We start from the raw sequence: 20,544 nt of genomic DNA on the forward strand, positions 1-20,544 counted from the left end.
TTGTGAATATGCCCTTGAATTGGGGCGCAAAAACCGGCCGGTAATGACCATTCAGGGGCAAATTGGGGCAAAATAAAGTTTGGAACTACTACCGCGAAAAACCTTTTCCCGATTTGGAAAAAAGAAGGGGCGGGATTTACCCGCCCCATTTTCGGGGTCTTCATGGTCTTGGGGAGACCGATCAGCGAGGTCTGGAATTGTTCTTTCTTCGGGGGAAGATGAAAGAACGGGCCAGAAGACGTTTGAGGGGGGACAGAAGGTTCTGGCCGTTGCCTCGACTGACAATACATAATCTGCATTGTGAATAGGGCAGGAAAACAGGCCGCATAGGGCCATTTGAGGGCGAATTATGTTCAAAAAGGGGCATACGGTACTTCAAACCCTTGATAGCGAAGCGGGCAATAATGATCTATCCTCAAGACCGTCCGGTTTCGCATTGGCCAGAATGTGCCAATCCGAAATTCAGCATGCACCTGCATTAACTCACGGCACCGGCTTCCTTTGCCTCGAATGCCAACGCAGACCGGACACCACGCATAAGACAGACCCGGCACGAAACCGGGCCCGCGAAACGTCCTGACCGGTTGCTCCTTTGGCAGCAAGCACATGGGACCGCCGGGCTTTGACTGGCGGCGACAGAATATATCCTCCATGCGCAGATCGGTCCCATGCGTCCCATGATGCGTCAAGGAGATGTCCATGCCCCCGTCCAAAGACACAAAAGACAAAGCAGACCCCGCAAATTCCCCCACAGGCTCCCGGCACGTCCCACGATGCGCCGCGTTAATCGGCCCCTATTCCAGCGGCAAGACCAGCCTGTTTGAAAGTCTGCTAACCGCGACTGGCCGCGTTCATCGCAAGGGTTCGGTACGCGATGGCACGACAGTGGGCGACGCGTCCCCCGAAGCCCGAGAACGTCAAATGAGCATCGAAATGACGGTTGCCCAAACCCGTTATCTTGACGAGGAATGGCACTTCATCGATTGCCCCGGCTCGGTCGATTTTGCGCAGGATGCCCGCGAAGCCGCAATGATATGCGATGTTGCAATCGTTGTGGTCGAACCCGATCCGACACGCGCCATGATCGCAGCCCCCATCCTGAAATTTCTTGATCGCAATCGCATCCCCCACCTGATTTTCATCAACAAGACGGAACACGGTGGCGTTCGCCTGCGTGACAGTCTGGATGCCCTGCAATCCATTTCCGAACGTCCGCTTGTCCTGCGCGAAATTCCGATCCGCGACGCCAAGGGGGTCGATGACACAATAACCGGCTTTGTCGATGTCGTTTCCGAAAAAGCCTATCAATATCTCGAAGGGCAACCGTCGAAACTGATCACACTGCCCGCCAATGCCAAGGATCGCGAAACCGAGGTTCGCGAAGGATTACTCGAAGCCTTGGCCGACTTTGACGATAGCCTGCTTGAACAGATCCTCGAAGATCAGACACCGGCAACAGAAACCATCTATGACAATCTTGAACGTGATCTGGCCAAGGATTTGATTGTCCCGGTGTTTTTCGGATCTGCCGAGCATGATCACGGGATCATTCGCCTGCTGAAGGCATTGCGTCATGAGGCCCCGAATGCCGATGTCTGCGCCCACCGTCTGGGCATTGAACCGGAAGGCAACATTGCCGCCGTCCAGATTTTCAAGACTGTTCATCTGCCCCATGCGGGGCGGTTTTGTTATGGGCGCGTGCTTTCGGGACAGCTAAAGAATGGCGACACACTGGGCCGCGACAAGATTGCGGGCATGTGTCAGGTCTTTGGCGACAAGCACGAAAAGCTCGATATCGGTACATTTGGCAGCATCATCGGCCTGCCGCGCATTGATCATCTGCGCACCGGTTCGCTCTGCATCACCGACGGTGAAAGGGACAATCTTTGGCCCGATCCCCTGCCCCCGCTTTATGAAACCGGGTTGGAAGTCACCAAGCCCGGCGATGACGTCAAACTGACCGAAGCATTGCGCCATCTGTGCGAACAGGACCGGTCGCTGTCGTTTATTCACAGCGACGATACCGGCCAACTTGTTTTACGGGGTCATGGTGATATCCACCTTCAGGTCGCTTTGGCCCAGCTTCGCAGCCGCTATCACCTTGAAATCGAAACCAGACCGGTTGAAACCGCCTATCAGGAAACCGTGCGCAAGCCGGCACAGGCGCGGGGACGCTATAAAAAGCAGACCGGCGGACACGGGCAGTTTGGCGATGTCCTGATCGAACTGAAACCCCGTGGGCGCGGCGAGGGCTTCTCGTTCAATGAACGGATCGTTGGCGGTGCCATTCCCCGGCAATATATCCCCGCAGTCGAAAAGGGAGTCCGCGATGCCATGCGTTCCGGGCCGCTCGGTTTTCCGGTTGTCGATATTGCGGTCGAACTGGTGGACGGGTCCTATCACGCGGTAGACAGTTCCGATCAGGCATTTCAGATGGCAGGCCGCATCGCTATCGCCGATGCGCTTAAGGAAGGACAACCCGTTCTGCTGGAGCCGATCGAACGATACGCGATTTCGATCCCGTCGGAATTCACATCCAAAGCCCAGCGACTGGTCAGCACCCGGCGCGGACAAATCCTTGGTTTTAGCGCCAAGGATGACTGGCAGGGATGGGACGAGATCGACGTGCAGATGCCGGCATCCGAAACCGGCGATATGGTGATGGAATTGCGATCACTGACGCAGGGGACGGGCTTTTTCACGCGAAGTTTCTCGCACATGCAGGAAATTGCAGGAAAGCAGGCCGACATGATCGTCAGCGCCCGACAAAAACCACATAAAAAGTAATAGAATTGATCTATCGCTAATCATTAAACTATTGATTGGCGTAAAGTTTTCCAATGGTCGATACTCTTTTTAAGATAAAGAGCAAACATTCGGGCATGAGCCCCTTTGACAGGAGTGAAAACATGCAGATTGACATCGGAATTAACGAAACCAACCGCACTGCAATCGCCGACGGCCTGGGCCGCGTTCTGGCAGATTCTTATGCACTATATCTTAAAACCCATAACTTCCACTGGAACGTGACCGGCCCGATGTTCCAGACACTGCACACCATGTTCGAAGAACAATATACCGAACTGGCCATGGCAATTGATGAACTTGCCGAACGTATTCGTTCGCTGGGTGCCTTTGCACCGGGCAGCTTTTCGGCATATTCGAAACTTTCGTCGATCCCCGAAGAAACTGGCGTTCCTGCCGCCAAGGACATGATCGCGCAATTGGTCGAAGGCCATGAAACCGTGATCAAGACCGCGCGTTCGCTTTATCCGATCTGCGACTCGTCAGACGATGACGCCACCGCAGACCTGCTTACCGCACGTATTCAGGTCCATGAAAAAACCGCCTGGATGTTGCGGTCCCTGCTTGAAAGCTAAGCCGCCCCCCTCATGACAGCAAAAGGCCCGGATCGATTTCCGGGCCTTTCCTGTTTCCGGTTCAGTCAAACCGATCTATCCGCGCAGTAACGGATCAATCCGGCGCGCCGCATGCAGAACCGCAAAATCATGCCCGTGCGGTGCCGCAATCATCAACGCCCCCGGTGCCACACCATCACCAGCCGGAACCGGGATTGAAATGGCGCAGGCATCCGACAGGTTCAGATAGGATGTGTTGCGCAACATCATTCCATTCAAACGATCAAAGTCGGCTTCGACTTCGGCGATCTTGGGGGCCATCATCGGCAATGTTGGTGAAATCATCACATCGACATCCGCCATGGCCGAACTGAACATCGCAATCACGTCGGTCCGTTTGGCATAGGCATCAATCAGGTCTGCCGCACCTAGCGTATCGGCGAAACGCATCCGGTTCAAAACACGAGGATCGCCACAAGTTTCAAGCGCCTTGAAATCCCGCGAATAGATTTTGTGCGCCTCGGCCGCGACAAGAATTTTGTTGATCACGGCATTTTCGGCCAAAAATCCCAGATCAATCTCGATCAACTGATGTCCGGCATCACGCAGCTTTTTGCAGACAGCATTAAAATCCGCCCGCACCCGGTCATCCAGATCATTCACAAAGGCATGGGCCGGCACACCGATTTTGATCGGGGCGGGTTTGCCATCCTGAGCGGGAACGGTTTTACCCGACATGATCTCAAACGCGGTTATGGCGGTTTGCAAATCACCGGCAAGCGGACCTGCCGTGTCAAAGCTTTTGGCCAACGGATGAATGCCTTCGCCCGACATCCACAAACGGCTGGGCTTATAGCCATAAAGCCCGTTAATCGCCGATGGAATGCGAACCGAACCGCCAGTATCGGTGCCAAGTGCGATATCGGCCAGACCAAGTGCAACCGTCAAAGCACCGCCCGATGTCGAGCCGCCCGGAATGCCTTCAGGGTCAAACACATTGCCCGGCGTTCCGTAATGCGGGTTAAGCCCGACACCGGAATAGGCAAATTCGCTAAGCGCGGTGCGACCAAACGGCACGGCACCGGCAGCCTTGATACGCGCAACGATTTCGCAATCCCGCGATGCCGCCGGGCGACCCTGCAACAATTTTGATGCTGCCGTGGTGGTAACACCGGCCTCGTCGTAAAGGTCCTTTACCGAAACCAGCATACCGGCCAACTGCAAGTCTGTTGCCGATTGCGCCACGCGTTCTTCGGCCGCCGCGGCATCACGCAAAATGCGGTCACGGTCGAACTCGGTGAAAATCCTCGCTGCCAAATCACCCAGTTGATCGACCCTGTCGATTGCGGCCTTTGCCTTGTCGATGATCGCGCCCATCGGGCTGCCTCCGTTACGTTCTGATTTTTCTGGAAGTTTTCCGAAACCGAGCCTAGGCGATTTCAGGCAGTTCAACAATGTCATAGCTGTGTGTAATGCTCAGCCCCCGCACCGGTTCATGCATCGCCATTTTAAACGAACGTGCCGGACGCACCCCGCCCTTCGCACCAAAAGTACCACACAGCATCACCGCCGCCTTGCCATTGACACCCGATGCCATCAGTCCCGAGCCTTTGATCAGATCGGAAAGCGGGCGGATCGATGCAATCGTGCCTTCCTGATAGGGAACCCATTCATCACTGTCGCCCTCACGTATCCAGGATTTCAGCTCGATCTGTTCCAGATGATTGGCAACATCGTCAAATTTCCAGATCGTGTTGGCGACCGGCTTGGCGCAAATCTGTTTTGACAGGGCAACCGAATGGGCTTCAAGTTCGCGGTCGGTATGATCCGATGCCAGCCCAAGATACAAAACACCATCCTTCGCAATCACCAGGGGCTCGACCTCGCCCGATGTGCCTTTGCCAACCACCTCGATCAGCGGTGCCTGGGTCAGCATACCAAACGACGTACGGTAATAAAGCGGCACGGTCGAGGGCGGTTTGACCCCGATAGCGGCCAGCTCATCAATATGATGCTGGATCGCCTTGGCATCGCGGCCGGTCCATCCGGCAACCGTGCAATGGCCGATTTCAAAGCTGATGGCATCGCCATCAAGGTTAAAATTCATCTGCATTTGCGTAATCCCAATTCTGATTTTTACGAATTTTGCGCGCATCGGACGGTTGCGGACCGGTTTCCCGGTCCACCCCGAAGGCACAAACGATCAAGACGTTGCGGCATTATCGCGCGTGTTTATCCCCGCCAGGTCAAAGAATATCGGGCAGGAACAGGGCGACGGACGGCACCGCGACAAGCAGGGCGATCATGGCAAGCATCACCAGAACGAACGGAACGGCACCCAGCATCACTTCGGACAATCGGCCCGATTTGCGTGCGCCCTGCACGACGTAAAGATTAAGTCCGACTGGCGGTGTGATCAGAGCCATCTCGATCAGGACAATCAAAAGAATGCCAAACCATACTTTATCGAAGCCCATGCCAGTCATGATCGGCACAATGATCGGAATGGTCGCCACCATCAGCGACAGGGTTTCAATGAAGAAACCAAGCACGATGTATAGCAGGATCACGACCATCAAAGTCCCCATCGGCGACAGGTTCAAACCGGTCAGAAGGTCCTTGAGCTCGCGCCCCATGCCTGCCGCTGTGAGGGTGAAGTTCAGGAAATAAGCCCCGATAATCACCAGCATGATCATCGCGGTGATCCGAACCGTGCCATACAGGCATCGTTCCATCATTTCGCGCGAAACACCGCGATTGAAAGCCGCAATCAGCATCGCAATAGCAACACCGACAGCCGCCGATTCCGTCGGCGTTGCCCAACCGGCATAAATCGACCCGATCACCACAAGGAACAGAACCAAGATCGGCAAAAGATGCTGCAAACTTCCGATGCGCTCCGACCAGGTGAACGAACGGCTTGTGCCACCAAGGGTCGGCTTGATCTTGCACAGGATCGCCGTGACCATCATGAAGGCCGCCGCCATCACAAGTCCCGGGATCAACCCCGCAAGGAAAAGGCGCGGGATCGATGTTTCGGTCAGGAAGCCATAGACGATCAGGTTGATCGATGGCGGGATCATAATGCCAAGCGTCCCGCCCGCGGCAATCGCACCTGAAAACAGTTTCGGATCATAACCAAGCTTTTCGGCCTGCGGCATGGCAACGGTTGCCACCGTCGCCGCCGTTGCCACCGATGACCCCGACGTTGCCGAAAACATTGTCGCCGTACCGATATTGGCGTGGATCAATCCGCCCGGAAGCCACGAAAACCATTTATCAAGGGCTTCATAAGTGCGTTCGGCAATCCCACCACGCACCAGAATTTCACCTAGCAGCACAAAGAACGGAATGGCGATCAGGGTTGACGAATTCGACGATGACCAGACCACCTGACCAAGCCCGCGCAAAAGCGGGAATGGTGAAAACAGTTGATCAACCCCGAACCCCAGAAGGAACAAAACAATCCCGACCGGAATGGACAGGGCCAAAAGCCCCAGAAGCGATGCGGTAATGGTAAAGATCATGCTTCCAGCTCCAGTTCGGAGCGGGCACCAACAAGCGCATCGGCCTGCTCAAGGTTACGTTTGACCAGAAGCGACAATGTCAGGATCACCAGAACACTTGAGCACACGGCAAACCATATCCAGCCCGATAACCAGATCGATTGCGGTATCCATAACGGTGTTTCAAGCGGGGTATTGGCGCGGGATCCGCGTTCAATCGTCTTTTGCAAAACCGGCCAGCTTTGAACGGCGATAACAATCGATGTTCCGGCGAGGGCAATGATCGCAAGAAGATCAAGCATCGCCTTGCCACGCTGGCGCAGGCGCAGGCGGATAAGGTCGATACGGACATGGGCCAGTTCCGTCAGGGCATAGGACATGCCCCAACTGGCAACACCGGCCATCACATATCCCGATATTTCATCCGCACCCCCAAAGGAGATGCCGACTTCGCGCAAAAGAATATCTGCGATGATCAGGATCACACAGCCTGTCAGAACAAGCCCGACAAGCAGCGCGATCATGCGGTTAATGCGGCGGATGGCCGCAATCAATGAGGTAGTCACGGTTGCGGCCTCCTCCGGCTGGTTTTCTGCTTAGCTCAGAGGGACGCTAACACCGACAGTTTTGCCAACCGTCTCGTTCCAGCGTTTCACCCAGTCCGCACCGGCGCGCTCTGCCCATTCCGGCAAAACGACACTTGTGAGGATTTCCTTGGCCTTGGCAATATCGGCATCGGATGCCTCAACCAGGGTCATGCTGGCCGGATCACCCGCCGGGCAGGTTCCGTTACCCGTAAGACACGCGATATCGCTTTCCAGTGCACCTGCGGCGGCGGCCCATGCCGGGGCCTCGAACTTGGAATTGACTTCATCGGTGATCAGTTTCTGCATTTCCGGCGACAGGCTGTTCCATTTATCGAAATTCATCGCGGTTACAACCGGATCCCAGCCACCAAGCGGAATGTTCAAAAGATGATCCGAAACTTCCCACCAGCCAGCACTGTATCCCGAACCGGCACCGGTAACGGCACAGTCGATCACACCACGTTCAAGCGCACCCGGCACTTCGGAAAATGCAACATTGACGCCGTTGGCACCCAGTGCCTCAAGGAACTTGGTGGTCATACGGCCCGAACCACGAACTTTTTTGCCTTTCAGGTCTTCAAGCGACGTCACATCCCCCTTGCAGAAAACCACCTGCGGCGGATAGGGCGCAACGGCCAGAACCCTGGCGTTGAAACGATCCTTGAAGATATCCTCGACCATCGGGCGGGCGGCCTCAACCATTGCCTTTGCTTCTTCGGCGGTATTGGCAACCAGCGGCACGTCAAGGCCTTCAAGTTCCGGGGCATCGCCAACTGCGTAATCGCCAACCGTCATGCCGACATCGAACACGCCGTCATTCAGAATGCGAAATACATCGCCGCCGCCAATCCCCATCTGATCATGGGTGGTCATCTGGACATTGATCTCACCGTTTGATGCGGCGGGCAGTTCTTCGGTCCAGAACGGGGTTTCAAACTGCTTGTTCAGCGGCAGGTTGCTCCAGCTGCCGACAACCGAAAGGTCTTCGGCAAAGGCAGGGGTTGCCATCATGCCCGCACCAAGGGCCGAAACGGCAAGTAACGATGATACTGTCTTTTTCATGAGATGGTCCTCTCTGATAGCTGGGTTTTGTTTGTGATTTCAGGCGGTTTTTGTCTGTAGTGAAAATTCTGCGGCTTCTGCCAGGACGTCCGTCACCAGCATCAGACCGGGTTCATGCGTGATGGCAAGGTCCGGCAAAACATTGCGGATCGCCATTTGCGGCGTAACGCCACAGGCCCAGAAAACCGGAATGTCCCCCTCGTTCACGACTGGTTCGTCGCCGAAGTCCGGCTTCATGAGATCGGAAATGCCAATCGCCGCCGGATCGCCAATATGAACTGGCGCACCATGCGCCAGACGATAACGATCAGAATACAGAATGGCACGAATGGCATCGGATGGTTTGAAGGACCGCATCGAAACCACCAGTGGGCCATGGAAACGCCCGGCCGGGGTGGTGGCGATATTGGTCACATACATCGGAACGTTCCGGTTGGCGTCCATATGACGCAGGGAAACGCCACTGCGTGTAATCGCGGCCTCGAACGAAAATGAGCAGCCCAGAACAAAGGTCACCAGATCATCACGCCAGACCGCGGTCAGATCGGAAACACTTTCAAAATCGGTCGTCCCGCGAAACACGCGATAGCCCGGCAGATCGGTACGAATGTCAAGATCGGTTCCAAGTTCCGGAATATACGGCGAACCCGGCTCGGACATGCCGATCAACGGGCATGATTTCGGGTTTTTGGCACAAAATTTAAGAAACTCGTCGGCGTGACTTGCCGGCAGGATCGCAAGATTACCCTGCAGATATCCGGATGCATAGCCGGTCGTAGTGCCCCGATGTTTTCCGGAACGGATTGCGTGGCGCAAAGCCAGCGGCGATATCGTCGATGCAGATTCCGAAACGGTCGTCGGGGAACAAGATGCGCTTTTTGTCGCGTTCATTTATTCGGTCCTGTTCTAAGCCTCGCGATAAGCTTGAGAAACTCGACCGATCTTGTCAAGAAATCATTTTTAACAATTTATGATCTATTTTAACGATCAGTTTGATCGAACAGTCTGGCCGCCTCGATCACTGCCTCGCCTATTTCACGGTTACGTTCCGGGTAATAACTGATCACGAAATGAAGGTCGGTCAGTCGGGCTTCATCCTGTACCGGGATCGCCTTAATATGTTCATCCCAAACGGAATTTGTGACCATCAGGGATGGCAGAACACCAATCCCGAAACCTCCGCCGACAAGGTGTTTTACGGTCGAAAGTGACGCCGATCCATGTAACGCAGGCGGTGAGATATCGGGCGCGGAAAAGATGCTTTCGACCTCGCGAAATGGCGGGGTTCCCTTCGGAAAGGTGACAATCGCATGCTCGGCAAGCTCCGCCAGCGACATCGGATGATCGGGCAATTCCATCGATCCGGTGCAATACCAGCCCAGTTGAACCGGCTTAAGGGCCGCAGCAACCGCGCCCTGCGGCACCGATTCCCGCAACATGATCGCAACGTCAAGCGCATCGTCGGCCATGGTCATTGCCAATTGGCCGGATGTATCAACCGACAGTTCGAAACGGACTTTCGGATAATCGTCTTTGAGCTTGTTCAGCATGTCGGTCAGGATCGTATGAACGATGGTTTCCGCCACACCGATACGAACCGTCCCGCTCAGTTCGCCCGGATGGGTCAATTCTTGCCAGATGCGATCCCGTGCGCGCGATAAACGTTGCGCTTCTTCAAGAAACCGAAGACCTGCCGCCGTCAACCTCACCTGCCGGTTGGACCGGTCAAACAGCATCATGCCCAGCTTTTTTTCCAGTGCGGAAACCCGCGATGAAATGGCTGACTGGGACAGATCATATTTCTGGGCAGCCGCGCGAAACCCTCCTGCCTTGACGATATCCTGCAAAATCTCGATATCTTTGAATTCAAACACGTTTTCGTTCCCTGGATAGCAACTGCATCTTCGATCCTGTCAGTCGGATCGTGTGATTTAAGATCACAATACCCTGCAACCGATCATCTGGCACGATCAATCCATTGCGATTTTATTATCGTATGCAGAACAAAGCGCACCAATGACCGTTTCGGACGCATTTCTACCTTCACCGCCCCCTCACCGAGGCGTTACTTGCCCGAAGCACCTTTTCCTTAGACATTGGGAATATGCCAGATTGGAGGGTTAGATGCTGATACGCCGCAAAAAGGGTTGGGAAATCGCCGAACGCGATGTAACCCCGGAATCCGTTTACAAAAATCGTCGCCAGTTTCTGAAAGGCATTGCCGCAGGATCAATCGGCGCGGCGGCAGCCAGCCTGCCCATCGGTCGTGCATTGGCGCAAGCTGCCGATCCCACCGCCGATCTTTACCCGGCGATGCGCAATCCGGCCTATGTTGTTGATCGCGCCATTACCGATAAATCCAAGGCGCTGACCTATAACAACTTCTATGAATTCGGATCGCACAAATTCATATCCGAAGCCGCACAGGCCATGAAAATTCGTCCATGGACCGTCAAGATTGACGGCATGGTTGAAAAGCCGATTGAGATCGATTTTGACGATCTGGTGCGCAAGATGCCGCTAGAAGAGCGCGTCTATCGTTTCCGCTGTGTCGAGGCATGGGCGATGACCGTACCCTGGACCGGTTTCCCGATGAAGTCGCTTGTCGATTATGCCAAGCCGCTATCGGGAGCCAAATACATCGAAATGGAAACCGCCAGCCAGAAAGACGCCATGCCCGGCTTGCGGCAGTTCTGGTATCCGTGGCCCTATATCGAGGGCCTGACGATCAGCGAGGCCACCAACGAACTTGCGATGATCGGAACCGGCATCTACGGCGAACCGATGCCCAAGCAGAACGGTGCGCCATTGCGCCTGATCACACCATGGAAATACGGCTTCAAGAACATCAAATCGATTGTCCGCTTCACCTTTACCGACAAGCGACCAGTCAGCTATTGGGAACAGCTTGCGGATACTGAATACGGCTTCTGGGCGAATGTGAATCCCAAAGTTCCCCACCCCCGATGGAGCCAGGCACAGGAACGACTGCTGACCACCGGCGAAGAAGTCCCGACACAGCTTTACAACGGCTACGAGGAATATGTCGCCGACCTTTACAAGGACATGGAAGGCGAAAAACTGTTCATGTAACGGCCAAACATCACCGGATCGGTGTCCTCATGACCCCGATCCGGCGTAGCGGCGATAAATGTCATCGAACGTACCGTCTTCGCGCATCTTGATCAGCTCTTCCTCAAGACCGCGATATTTTTGACCAAGAAAGAGCGGCGATTTACGCGACAGCCCTATGAATGAGGGCTCGCCTTCCAACACCAGACTTGCCTTGCGCACAGCCAGTTTCTTGTTGCTCAGTAAATCCGCCGCCAGCAATTCCGGCACAATGACCGCATCGATGCGCCCTTGATCAAGCATGCGAAACAGTGTGGTATAATCGGCGGCTTCCATCCATTTGATGCTGTCTTCCGACGGCAATGCATCAATGTATGACGCTCCGCGAAGCACACCAACATGCAGGCCAGCCAGTTCTTCAACCTGCCTGATATCGGGGGCTAATGCCGGTTGATAAATCGCTTTTGGCTCGTCGGGCAGTGCGGCATCGAAGAAATACATGAATTTCTCCCTCTCTGGTGAACGGTTGGGTCCCAGCATGATATCCGCCCCGCCTTCGTCCATCAGATAAAGTGCCCGACGGAACGGAACCACATCAAACCGCAAAGTATGCCCGGCACGTGATGCTGCTTCTTTCAAAACCTCGACATATATGCCGGAAAATTCCGGCTCCTGCCCTGCCTCGGCAACAATCCGGTAAGGCGGCGCATCATTGATTGCAACCACCAGCTCCCCGGCAAGCACACCCTTCCCGCCCCCGCACAAGACAATCAGGGTACACAATCCAATCAGGCGGCGCGCAAAGCCCGTCAAAAACGTCTCCGTCCGGCAAACCGGCTAGTTGATTGATTTCAACGAAAGGCTGCCTTCCTTAATCCGCAAATTCAAGGCTGTTCAAGGAAGTCCGATTTATATGATTACACTGAAATGTCATACAACTATCCAGACGAACAGGTCTCAAGGGCCACTGCGCCGACGCCCTTTGTATTTCGACTTGTTGGCCGATTTTGACCCCGGCCCGACGGTTCCGATGCTGCGCGCCATCGGCCCGGCATCGGCAAGGCCAAGTTCCTGATCTTCAAGGCGCTTGATCTCGTCACGCAGACGGGCGGCTTCCTCGAACTCAAGGTTCCCGGCGGCTTCACGCATACGTTTTTCAAGGTCTTCGATATGCGCACGCAGATTGTGCCCGATCAGGACATCGCCCGAAACGCCGGTATCGACCGTGACGTAATCATGCTCGGCAACGCTTTCCAGAACGTCGCGGATTTTGCTGCGTACCGATTCCGGTGTAATGCCGTTGGCTTCGTTATAGGCAATCTGCTTTTCGCGACGGCGGTTGGTTTCGCCAATCGCATATTCCAGACTGTCGGTCATCTTGTCGGCATACAGCAAAACCCGGCCATCAATGTTACGCGCCGCACGCCCGATGGTCTGCACCAGCGATGTTTTCGACCGAAGAAAGCCTTCCTTATCCGCATCCAGAATGGCAACAAGTGCACATTCCGGAATATCGAGACCTTCGCGCAAAAGGTTGATGCCGACCAGAACGTCAAACACACCAAGCCGCAGATCGCGAATGATCTCGATCCGTTCCAGCGTGTCGATATCCGAATGCAGGTAACGGACCCGCACCCCATGCTCATGCAGATATTCTGTCAGATCCTCGGCCATGCGTTTGGTCAGCGTCGTGACCAGAACACGCTGCCCCTTGGCCGCACATTCCTTTGCCTCAGCCAGCAGATCATCGACCTGTGTTTCCACCGGACGAATGATGCAAACCGGATCAATCAGGCCGGTCGGGCGAATGACCTGCTCGGTGAACACTCCGCCCGTGCGTTCCATTTCCCAATTGCCCGGCGTTGCTGACACAAACACGCTTTGGGGACGCATGGCTTCCCATTCCTCGAATTTAAGCGGACGGTTGTCCACGCAACTCGGCAGGCGGAAGCCATGTTCCGCCAAGGTGAATTTGCGATTATAGTCGCCTCTGAACATGCCGCCGATCTGCGGCACGGCAACGTGACTTTCATCGACAAACAGCAACGCGTTTTCCGGCAGATATTCAAACAATGTCGGCGGCGGCTCGCCCGGATTGCGCCCCGAAAGCCAACGGGAATAGTTTTCAATCCCCTTGCAGTGGCCCACCGTTTCCATCATTTCCAGATCGAACATCGTACGCTGCTCGATCCGCTCGGCCGCCAGAAGCTTGCCTTCCTGCTGGAATTGCGCCAACCGGTCTTTCAGTTCCTGTTTGATGCCAGCCATCGCCTGCACCAATGTCGGACGCGGGGTTACGTGGTGCGAATTGGCATACACGGTGACCGAGTCCATGGTCGCAAATTTGTGCCCGGTCAGCGGATCAAACTCCGCCAGTTCCTCGACCTCGTCGCCAAACATGGAAACACGCCACGCACGGTCCTCGGCGTGAGCCGGAAAGATTTCCAGAACATCCCCACGCACCCGGAATGTTCCGCGCGAAAATGCGGCATCATTGCGGGTATATTGCAACTCGACCAGCCGCTTCATGATCAGGTTGCGATCAACCTCATCGCCAACCGCAATCCGCTGGGTCATTTCAAGATAGGTTTCAACCGCACCGATACCGTAAATGCAGGAAACAGACGCCACGATGATACAGTCATTGCGCTCCAGAATCGCGCGCGTTGCCGCATGGCGCATCCGGTCAATCTGTTCGTTAATCGAACTGTCTTTTTCGATATAGGTGTCCGAGCGCGGGATATAGGCTTCTGGCTGGTAATAGTCGTAATAGGATACGAAATACTCGACCGCGTTTTCCGGGAAAAACGCCTTCATTTCGGAATAAAGCTGCGCCGCCAGCGTTTTGTTCGGTGCCAGAACAAGGGCAGGTCGCTGCGTCTTTGCGATGATGTTGGCCATCGTAAAGGTCTTGCCCGACCCGGTAACACCCAACAGAACCTGATCGCGTTCTTTGTTATTGATCCCGTCCATCAGCTCGGCAATTGCCTTTGGCTGATCGCCTGCGGGCTCGTAATCGGTCACCAGTTTGAATTCGCGCGATCCCGCAACCGGCGGGCGACGTTTCAGTAAGAATTCCGGCAGGCCATACATCGGCGCATTCATCGGACTGATTCCTTTTTCGACATGACCATAGTTATAGGCCAGCGCGGCAACATCGCAACCCCCGGCCCTGACAACTGCTGTCAGTAGTTGTCAGCAGACGTCAGGACAAAAACCGCCGGAACAGGCATCAAACTATCGCGTTAAAACGTCATGACTTTCGGATCGGATGCCAAGACGGGCCGTTTTCATCCCAAAGAACCCGCAAAAGGCGCGAAACTGCCTTGAATTGCGTTAAACACGGGCGTAGGGTCCGAACCGAAAGAAAGCGATTCTTTCTATTTCATTTCATTCCAGGGAAACAGACCAATGGCGTTTATTGCCGACCGTTTGAGCCGTATCAAACCCTCTCCTACCATTGCTGTCACCACCAAGGCTGCCGAACTCAAGGCTGCCGGCGTTGATGTGATCGGCCTTGGCGCAGGCGAGCCGGATTTCGATACCCCCGACAACATCAAAGACGCCGCCAAGGCAGCCCTTGATGCTGGCAAGACCAAGTACACTCCGGTCGCCGGTACTCCGGAGCTGCGCAAGGCGATTGTCGCGAAGTTCAAACGTGAAAATGACCTGGAATACACGATTGACGAAATCACCGTCGGTTGCGGCGGCAAACAGACGCTTTTCAACGCGCTGTTTGCTACGCTGAACCCGGGTGATGAAGTCATTATTCCCGCACCTTACTGGGTGTCCTATCCGGACATGACCCTGATGGCCGAAGGCGTTCCGGTTGTTGTCGAATGTCAGGAAGAAAACGACTTCAAAATCACGGCTGCCGAACTCGAAGCCGCGATCACGCCGAAAACCAAGTGGGTTGTTCTGAACTCGCCGTCGAACCCGACCGGTGCTGCCTATTCGCGCGCCGAACTGCGGGCGATTGCAGATGTTCTGCTCAAACATGAAAATGTCTGGGTCATGTCCGACGATATGTATGAACATCTCGTCTATGACGGTTTCGAATTCACCACCATCGCACAGGTCGAACCGAAACTGAAGTCGCGCACGCTCACCTGTAACGGTGTGTCGAAATCCTATGCCATGACCGGCTGGCGTCTTGGCTATGCCGCAGGCCCGGTTGAACTGATCAAGGCGATCAACAAGGTTCAGTCGCAATCCAGCACGCATACCTCCTCGATCAGCCAGGCCGCATCGGTCGAAGCCCTTAACGGCCCGCAGGACTTCCTGAAAGAACGCGCCGAAGTGTTCAAGGAACGTCGCGATCTGGTCGTCAAGGCCATGAACGAATGCGAAGGTCTGACCTGCAAAAAGCCGGAAGGCGCGTTTTACGTCTATCCGTCCTGCGCCGGCACGATCGGCAAGAAAACCCCGGATGGCAAAGTGATCGAAACCGATACCGATTTCGTGACCTACCTTCTTGAGTCCGAAGGCGTTGCGGCGGTTCAGGGGTCAGCATTCGGCTTGGCACCATATTTCCGCATTTCCTATGCTACCTCGACCGAGGCACTGACCGAAGCATGCGCACGTATCAAACGTGCCTGTGCGGCACTGAAATAAGCTGGTTTTCCGGTCACGGAACTTTCGACGGGGTCCGGCACTTGCCGGGCCCTGTTTTTTTGTCCATTATCCAATTCAACATTTACGCACTGAATTACCGATAAATCGGACGCACCATGCAAAACGAGAATTTCTACGTCACTGTGGACGGCATCAGCCTGTCCTGTCAGCGGATCATCCCGACCAATGTCAGGCCGGATGCCCCAACGATCATGTTCCTGCACGAGGCACTCGGGACCATCCGCATGTGGCGCGATTTCCCGGCAAAGCTCGCCACCGCAACCGGCCATCCGGTGGTTGTCTATGAACGGCGCGGTCACGGAAAATCCGATCCGCACGGTCCGGACGATATCCCCCGTCCCGTCAATTTCCACAACACCGAAACCGATATCTATCTGCATGGCCTGATCGGCGAACTTGGCCTTGATCGACCAATCCTGTTTGGCCACAGCGACGGGGCCACCATCGCGCTTAAATATGCCGCCCGGTTCCCGAACAATGTCCGCGCGGTCATCAGCGAAGCCGCACATGTTTTCGTCGAAGACATCACGATTGCCGGGATCAACGAAGCGGCATCAATCTATGCCAAAACCGACTGGAAATCGAAACTCGAACGGCATCATTTCTTCCAGACCGATGCGGTGTTTCGTGCCTGGGTCGATACTTGGCGCCAACCGGCATTTCGCGACTGGCAGATGATTGACGAACTGCCCAGCATCACCTGCCCAATTCTGGTCATTCAGGGAAATGACGACCAGTTCGGCAGCGACGAACAGGTTCATATCATCTGCGACAGGGTCAGCGGCACTGCGACCAAAATGATCCTTGCCGACTGCGGCCATATCCCGCATTTCGATCAGCCCGATCAGATCATCGAAGCCAGTCAAAAGCTGCTTCGTCAGATCAAACCGGTCGTTGCCTGATCAAACGGAAAAAGCCCCGCTGCGGTTCGCAAGCGGGGCTCTTCCAATAATGGTCTGACGACGGTGCGTCTGGCTTATTCCGCCAGCGCATCCTCGGCATCGAGAACAACCGCAACTGCATGAATGATGGATGCAATACGCACCGCATTCTGAACGGTTTCTTTTTTGATCCCGGCGGTTTTCAAAACTTTCTCGTGGCTGTCGATGCACATGCCGCAGCCGTTGATCGCGGAAACCGCAAGCGAGAACAGCTCGAAATCGGCCTTATCAATGCCCGGCTTGCCGATGATGTTCATGCGCAGGCGTGCGGGCATGGTGGCATATTCGGGTTCGGACACAAGGTGCGTAAAACGATAATAGATATTGTTCATACCCATGATCGCCGCCGCACCCTTGGCTGCCTGAAACGCTTCGTCGCTCAGCTTGGTTTTGGCTTCGGCGGCAACGGCTTTCAAAAGCTTTGCGTTGCGCGATGCATAGGCGCACGCAAGCGCGGTGCCGTAAACCTGCTGATCGGTCATGCCCGGATTGTTGGCAAGGCTGCTAAGGTTCAGCTTCAGATCCTTGGCATAGTCCGGCATGACGTCTTTGATTTCGGAAATGGAAGACATTGAAGCATCCCCTTTTGACTGAAGAATGAGATTCAAAACTGAAAAATGCCCGCAGCCATCACGCACACCGCAAGCGTTGCGGGTGCCTGGATTAATTTCACCGATGGACTGGGAGCGGACCCGGGCCAAAGCCCGGATCCAAATCGGTCTGGAAAACCTTAAAGGGTTGCTTCACCCTGGTTCCAGTTGCACGGGCAAAGCTCGTCGGTCTGCAGTGCGTCAAGAATACGCAGAGCTTCCTGCGGGTTACGACCAACCGAAAGGTCGTTGACCTGAACGTGACGGATGATGTTGTCCGGATCGATGATGAAGGTCGCGCGCAAAGCAACGCCTTCGCCTTTCGCCAGAACACCAAGCGCGTTCGACAGTTCTTTTTTCTCGTCAGCCAGCCACACGAATGGGCTGTCGCCCAGATCTTCGTGGTGGGTACGCCATGCAGCGTGGACGAAATCGGTATCGGTCGAGCAACCGAGCAGAACCGCGTCGCGGTCTTCGAAGTCACCATTCAGTTCGCCATAACCGACGATTTCGGTCGGGCAGACAAAGGTGAAGTCTTTCGGCCAGAAGAACAGAATCTTCCATTTGCCTTCATAGGACTTGTCGGTAACCGGTGCGAAGCTGTCCGGGGTTTTGCCCGAAACGCCGGTAAGATTGAATTCAGGAAGCGTATCGCCAACTGTAAGCATTATGGTTACTCCTAACCTTGGTTAAAAACTGTCCCTTTGACGGCCCCCGACAGGCCGTATAAATTTTGTTCGCAAGTGCAATAATGCACTCCCTGCTGGCGATTTGTAGTCAAATGAACTAACTAAGACCAATAGAATTAATCTCGATGTTCGATAGGAAAAATTTATGGCTGCCCAACCCAGCATCAAGCAGCTCAAATATCTGGTCGCATTGTCGGAAACCGGGCATTTTGGCCGTGCTGCCGAGGCATGCTTCATCACACAGCCAAGCCTTTCAGCAGCCATCAGCGAGCTTGAAAACCTGCTGGGTGCCCAGCTGGTGGAACGCAACAAGCGTCAGGTCCTGATCACACCGCTTGGCCGCGAGGTTGTTTCGCGGGCGCGAAATATCCTGCACGAAGTTGATGAGCTGACCATGATGGCGCAATCCGCGACCGAGCCCCTTTCGGGTCCAATCAATTTCGGTGTAATCCCGACAATCGGCCCCTATCTTCTGCCCGATGTCATGCACCGCCTTAAAACCGGTTTTCCAAAACTGCAGCCCTTCCTGCGCGAAGACCAGACGACAAAGCTTGTCGAATTGCTGGCTGCCGGGAAACTAGACATCGCCCTGATCGCCCTGCCGATCGAGGAAAACTGGCTCGAAGAAATGGACCTGTTCGAAGACAGGTTTGTTTTTGCGTGCAGCCCCGACAATCCGCTGACCCGCAAAAAGAAAATTGATATCGCCGATATCAAGGATGAAAAGCTGTTGCTGCTTGAAGACGGTCATTGCCTGCGCGATCAGGCTCTCGAAGTCTGTCAGAAAGCCGGCTGGAGCAAATCGGCCGATTTTCAGGCCAACAGCCTGTCAACACTGGTTCAGATGGTCGTTGCGGGTATCGGTGCCACCCTGCTTCCGGAAATGTCGCTTGAGGTCGAGGCACGCCGCCCCGACTCGCTCACCATCCTGCCGTTCCAGAACCCGGTCCCCGTTCGGCGTATCGGACTGGTCTGGCGGCGCAGTTCCGCACGTAAAAAGGAATTCCGCCAGTTGGGAACATATTTGCGCAATACACTTGAAACCTGCGAACGATCGCATGTCGCCTGATTGTGCTGTAACGCCCCGCCTTTCTGGATAAAGCCACGGGACCGGACGATAGCCGATGCTGCCAATCAAGGATAACAACCCGACAACCATCACCCCTTGGGTGACATATGGCCTGATTGCCATAAATGTTGTCGTGTTTCTCCTGACCGTGTCCCTTGCACCGCAAAGCCAGTTTCAGGTCAATCTGCAATATGGTGCCATCCCGGCGGTCCTGTTCGGGCATGCGCAATTGCCCCCGCAGCTTGCCGTTTTTCCACCCGGTTTTGAATTCCTGTCAATCTTTAGCGCCATGTTCATGCATGGCGGCTGGATGCATCTCGGCGGCAACATGCTGTATCTGTGGGTATTCGGCAACAATGTCGAAGACGCTATGGGGCATTTCCGGTTTCTGGTGTTTTATCTTGTGTGCGGTATAGCCGCCGCACTTGGCCATGGTCTGCTTGATACAACATCGCAAATCCCGATGATCGGCGCATCCGGCGCGCTGGCCGGGGTTTTGGGGGCCTATTTCCTGCTGTTTCCTAAGGCACGGGTTCTGGTCTGGTTCTTCTGGGTCTTTATCTTTTATATCCCGGCGGTTGCCGTGCTTGGCCTCTGGATCGGGATGCAGTTTGTCAATCTGTCGAGCGGTGCCGAGCAGGGTGTCGCGATTCTTGCCCATATTGCCGGTTTCTTTGCCGGTCTGGCCCTGATCCCGTTTTTCAAATATCGCCATATCCCCCTTTGGCAGGGCGGCCCGAAACAGGTCCCGGTTTTCGGCGTTTACCGGCCAGGACGCAAGGGCAGTGCGACCAACACTGCCCCGCCGCCTTGGGCTGCGGCCTACGAGGCCGAACGTGCAGCACGCCGTGAACAGATGAAACGGGCCGGTCGCGGACCATGGGGTCGCGCAGGCGAAACCAATGCCGACAAATCCCCATGGGGCCGGTATCAGCCGCCGAAGCCACAGCCCAAACCCGGGGTTGGCGTACCGAAAGTTACGCGCTTGCATCGCAGGAACGATACCGACGATACTTAGGCCCAGATCACAAACC

General features: G+C 55.0%; 18 protein-coding genes. 7 read left to right on the plus strand and 11 right to left on the minus strand.

What is annotated here, in order from left to right; all coding sequences use genetic code 11:
• Positions 1-699: 699 nt before the first annotated feature.
• Both LG297_RS16630 and LG297_RS16635 read left to right on the plus strand, forming a co-directional pair.
• Positions 700-2,787, plus strand: a complete 2,088-nt coding sequence (locus LG297_RS16630; RefSeq protein WP_404422211.1) for an elongation factor G — start codon at positions 700-702, stop codon at positions 2,785-2,787.
• Between the two features lie 122 nt (positions 2,788-2,909).
• Positions 2,910-3,380, plus strand: coding sequence for a Dps family protein (locus LG297_RS16635; RefSeq protein WP_065701687.1), 471 nt, complete (start codon positions 2,910-2,912; stop codon positions 3,378-3,380).
• Between the two features lie 75 nt (positions 3,381-3,455).
• Here the strand turns inward: LG297_RS16635 and LG297_RS16640 are convergent, their stop codons facing one another.
• The 7 genes from LG297_RS16640 to LG297_RS16670 form a co-directional block, all read right to left on the minus strand.
• Positions 3,456-4,736, minus strand: coding sequence for an amidase (locus LG297_RS16640; RefSeq protein WP_404422213.1), 1,281 nt, complete (start codon positions 4,734-4,736; stop codon positions 3,456-3,458).
• A gap of 52 nt (positions 4,737-4,788) precedes the next feature.
• The gene (locus tag LG297_RS16645; protein ID WP_404422215.1) at positions 4,789-5,472 is read right to left on the minus strand and encodes a DUF2848 domain-containing protein; all 684 of its coding nucleotides are present in this window, start codon (positions 5,470-5,472) and stop codon (positions 4,789-4,791) included.
• A 133-nt stretch (positions 5,473-5,605) separates the two neighbouring features.
• Complete coding sequence (locus LG297_RS16650) at positions 5,606-6,886, minus strand: TRAP transporter large permease (RefSeq protein ID WP_404422217.1); 1,281 nt, start codon at positions 6,884-6,886, stop codon at positions 5,606-5,608.
• Positions 6,883-7,431, minus strand: coding sequence for a TRAP transporter small permease subunit (locus LG297_RS16655; protein ID WP_114109680.1), 549 nt, complete (start codon positions 7,429-7,431; stop codon positions 6,883-6,885). Before LG297_RS16655 ends, LG297_RS16650 begins: the two co-directional genes overlap by 4 nt.
• A 30-nt stretch (positions 7,432-7,461) precedes the next feature.
• Entirely contained in the window at positions 7,462-8,514 is a 1,053-nt protein-coding gene (locus LG297_RS16660) for a TRAP transporter substrate-binding protein (RefSeq protein WP_404422219.1), read from the minus strand.
• 39 nt (positions 8,515-8,553) lie between these two features.
• A complete protein-coding gene (locus LG297_RS16665) occupies positions 8,554-9,405 on the minus strand; it encodes a putative hydro-lyase (RefSeq protein WP_404422221.1) in 852 nt (283 codons plus the stop codon).
• 89 nt (positions 9,406-9,494) lie between these two features.
• Positions 9,495-10,388, minus strand: coding sequence for a LysR family transcriptional regulator (locus LG297_RS16670; protein WP_404422223.1), 894 nt, complete (start codon positions 10,386-10,388; stop codon positions 9,495-9,497).
• Between the two features lie 250 nt (positions 10,389-10,638).
• Here LG297_RS16670 and msrP point away from each other — a divergent pair, with 250 nt between their 5' ends.
• A complete protein-coding gene (msrP, locus tag LG297_RS16675; protein WP_404422225.1) occupies positions 10,639-11,607 on the plus strand; it encodes a protein-methionine-sulfoxide reductase catalytic subunit MsrP in 969 nt (322 codons plus the stop codon).
• A gap of 27 nt (positions 11,608-11,634) precedes the next feature.
• Here msrP and LG297_RS16680 read toward each other — a convergent pair whose 3' ends face one another.
• On the minus strand, positions 11,635-12,399 hold the full coding sequence (locus tag LG297_RS16680) for a substrate-binding periplasmic protein (RefSeq protein WP_404422227.1): 765 nt from the start codon (positions 12,397-12,399) through the stop codon (positions 11,635-11,637).
• A 144-nt stretch (positions 12,400-12,543) separates the two neighbouring features.
• Positions 12,544-14,679, minus strand: a complete 2,136-nt coding sequence (uvrB, locus tag LG297_RS16685) for an excinuclease ABC subunit UvrB (protein WP_404426961.1) — start codon at positions 14,677-14,679, stop codon at positions 12,544-12,546.
• A gap of 318 nt (positions 14,680-14,997) precedes the next feature.
• On the opposite strand from uvrB, the gene LG297_RS16690 reads away from it, so the two are divergent.
• Both LG297_RS16690 and LG297_RS16695 read left to right on the plus strand, forming a co-directional pair.
• Entirely contained in the window at positions 14,998-16,200 is a 1,203-nt protein-coding gene (locus tag LG297_RS16690) for an aspartate transaminase (protein WP_085645840.1), read from the plus strand.
• 116 nt (positions 16,201-16,316) lie between these two features.
• Positions 16,317-17,123: an alpha/beta fold hydrolase gene (locus LG297_RS16695; RefSeq protein ID WP_097052010.1), complete on the plus strand. Its 807-nt coding sequence runs from the start codon at positions 16,317-16,319 to the stop codon at positions 17,121-17,123.
• 74 nt (positions 17,124-17,197) lie between these two features.
• Here the strand turns inward: LG297_RS16695 and LG297_RS16700 are convergent, their stop codons facing one another.
• Positions 17,198-17,734, minus strand: coding sequence for a carboxymuconolactone decarboxylase family protein (locus LG297_RS16700; protein ID WP_404422230.1), 537 nt, complete (start codon positions 17,732-17,734; stop codon positions 17,198-17,200).
• Positions 17,735-17,892: 158 nt separating this feature from the next.
• Positions 17,893-18,420: a peroxiredoxin gene (locus LG297_RS16705; RefSeq protein ID WP_404422232.1), complete on the minus strand. Its 528-nt coding sequence runs from the start codon at positions 18,418-18,420 to the stop codon at positions 17,893-17,895.
• A gap of 166 nt (positions 18,421-18,586) precedes the next feature.
• Here LG297_RS16705 and LG297_RS16710 point away from each other — a divergent pair, with 166 nt between their 5' ends.
• Positions 18,587-19,510: a LysR substrate-binding domain-containing protein gene (locus LG297_RS16710; protein WP_404422234.1), complete on the plus strand. Its 924-nt coding sequence runs from the start codon at positions 18,587-18,589 to the stop codon at positions 19,508-19,510.
• A gap of 55 nt (positions 19,511-19,565) precedes the next feature.
• Positions 19,566-20,528 carry a rhomboid family intramembrane serine protease gene (locus tag LG297_RS16715; protein ID WP_404422236.1) on the plus strand — a complete coding sequence of 321 codons (963 nt, stop codon included), beginning with the start codon at positions 19,566-19,568 and terminating at the stop codon, positions 20,526-20,528.
• Positions 20,529-20,544: the final 16 nt, after the last annotated feature.

Origin of the sequence: Thalassospira australica, from assembly GCF_044790785.1 — a bacterium.
Lineage (GTDB): Bacteria > Pseudomonadota > Alphaproteobacteria > Rhodospirillales > Thalassospiraceae > Thalassospira > Thalassospira australica_A.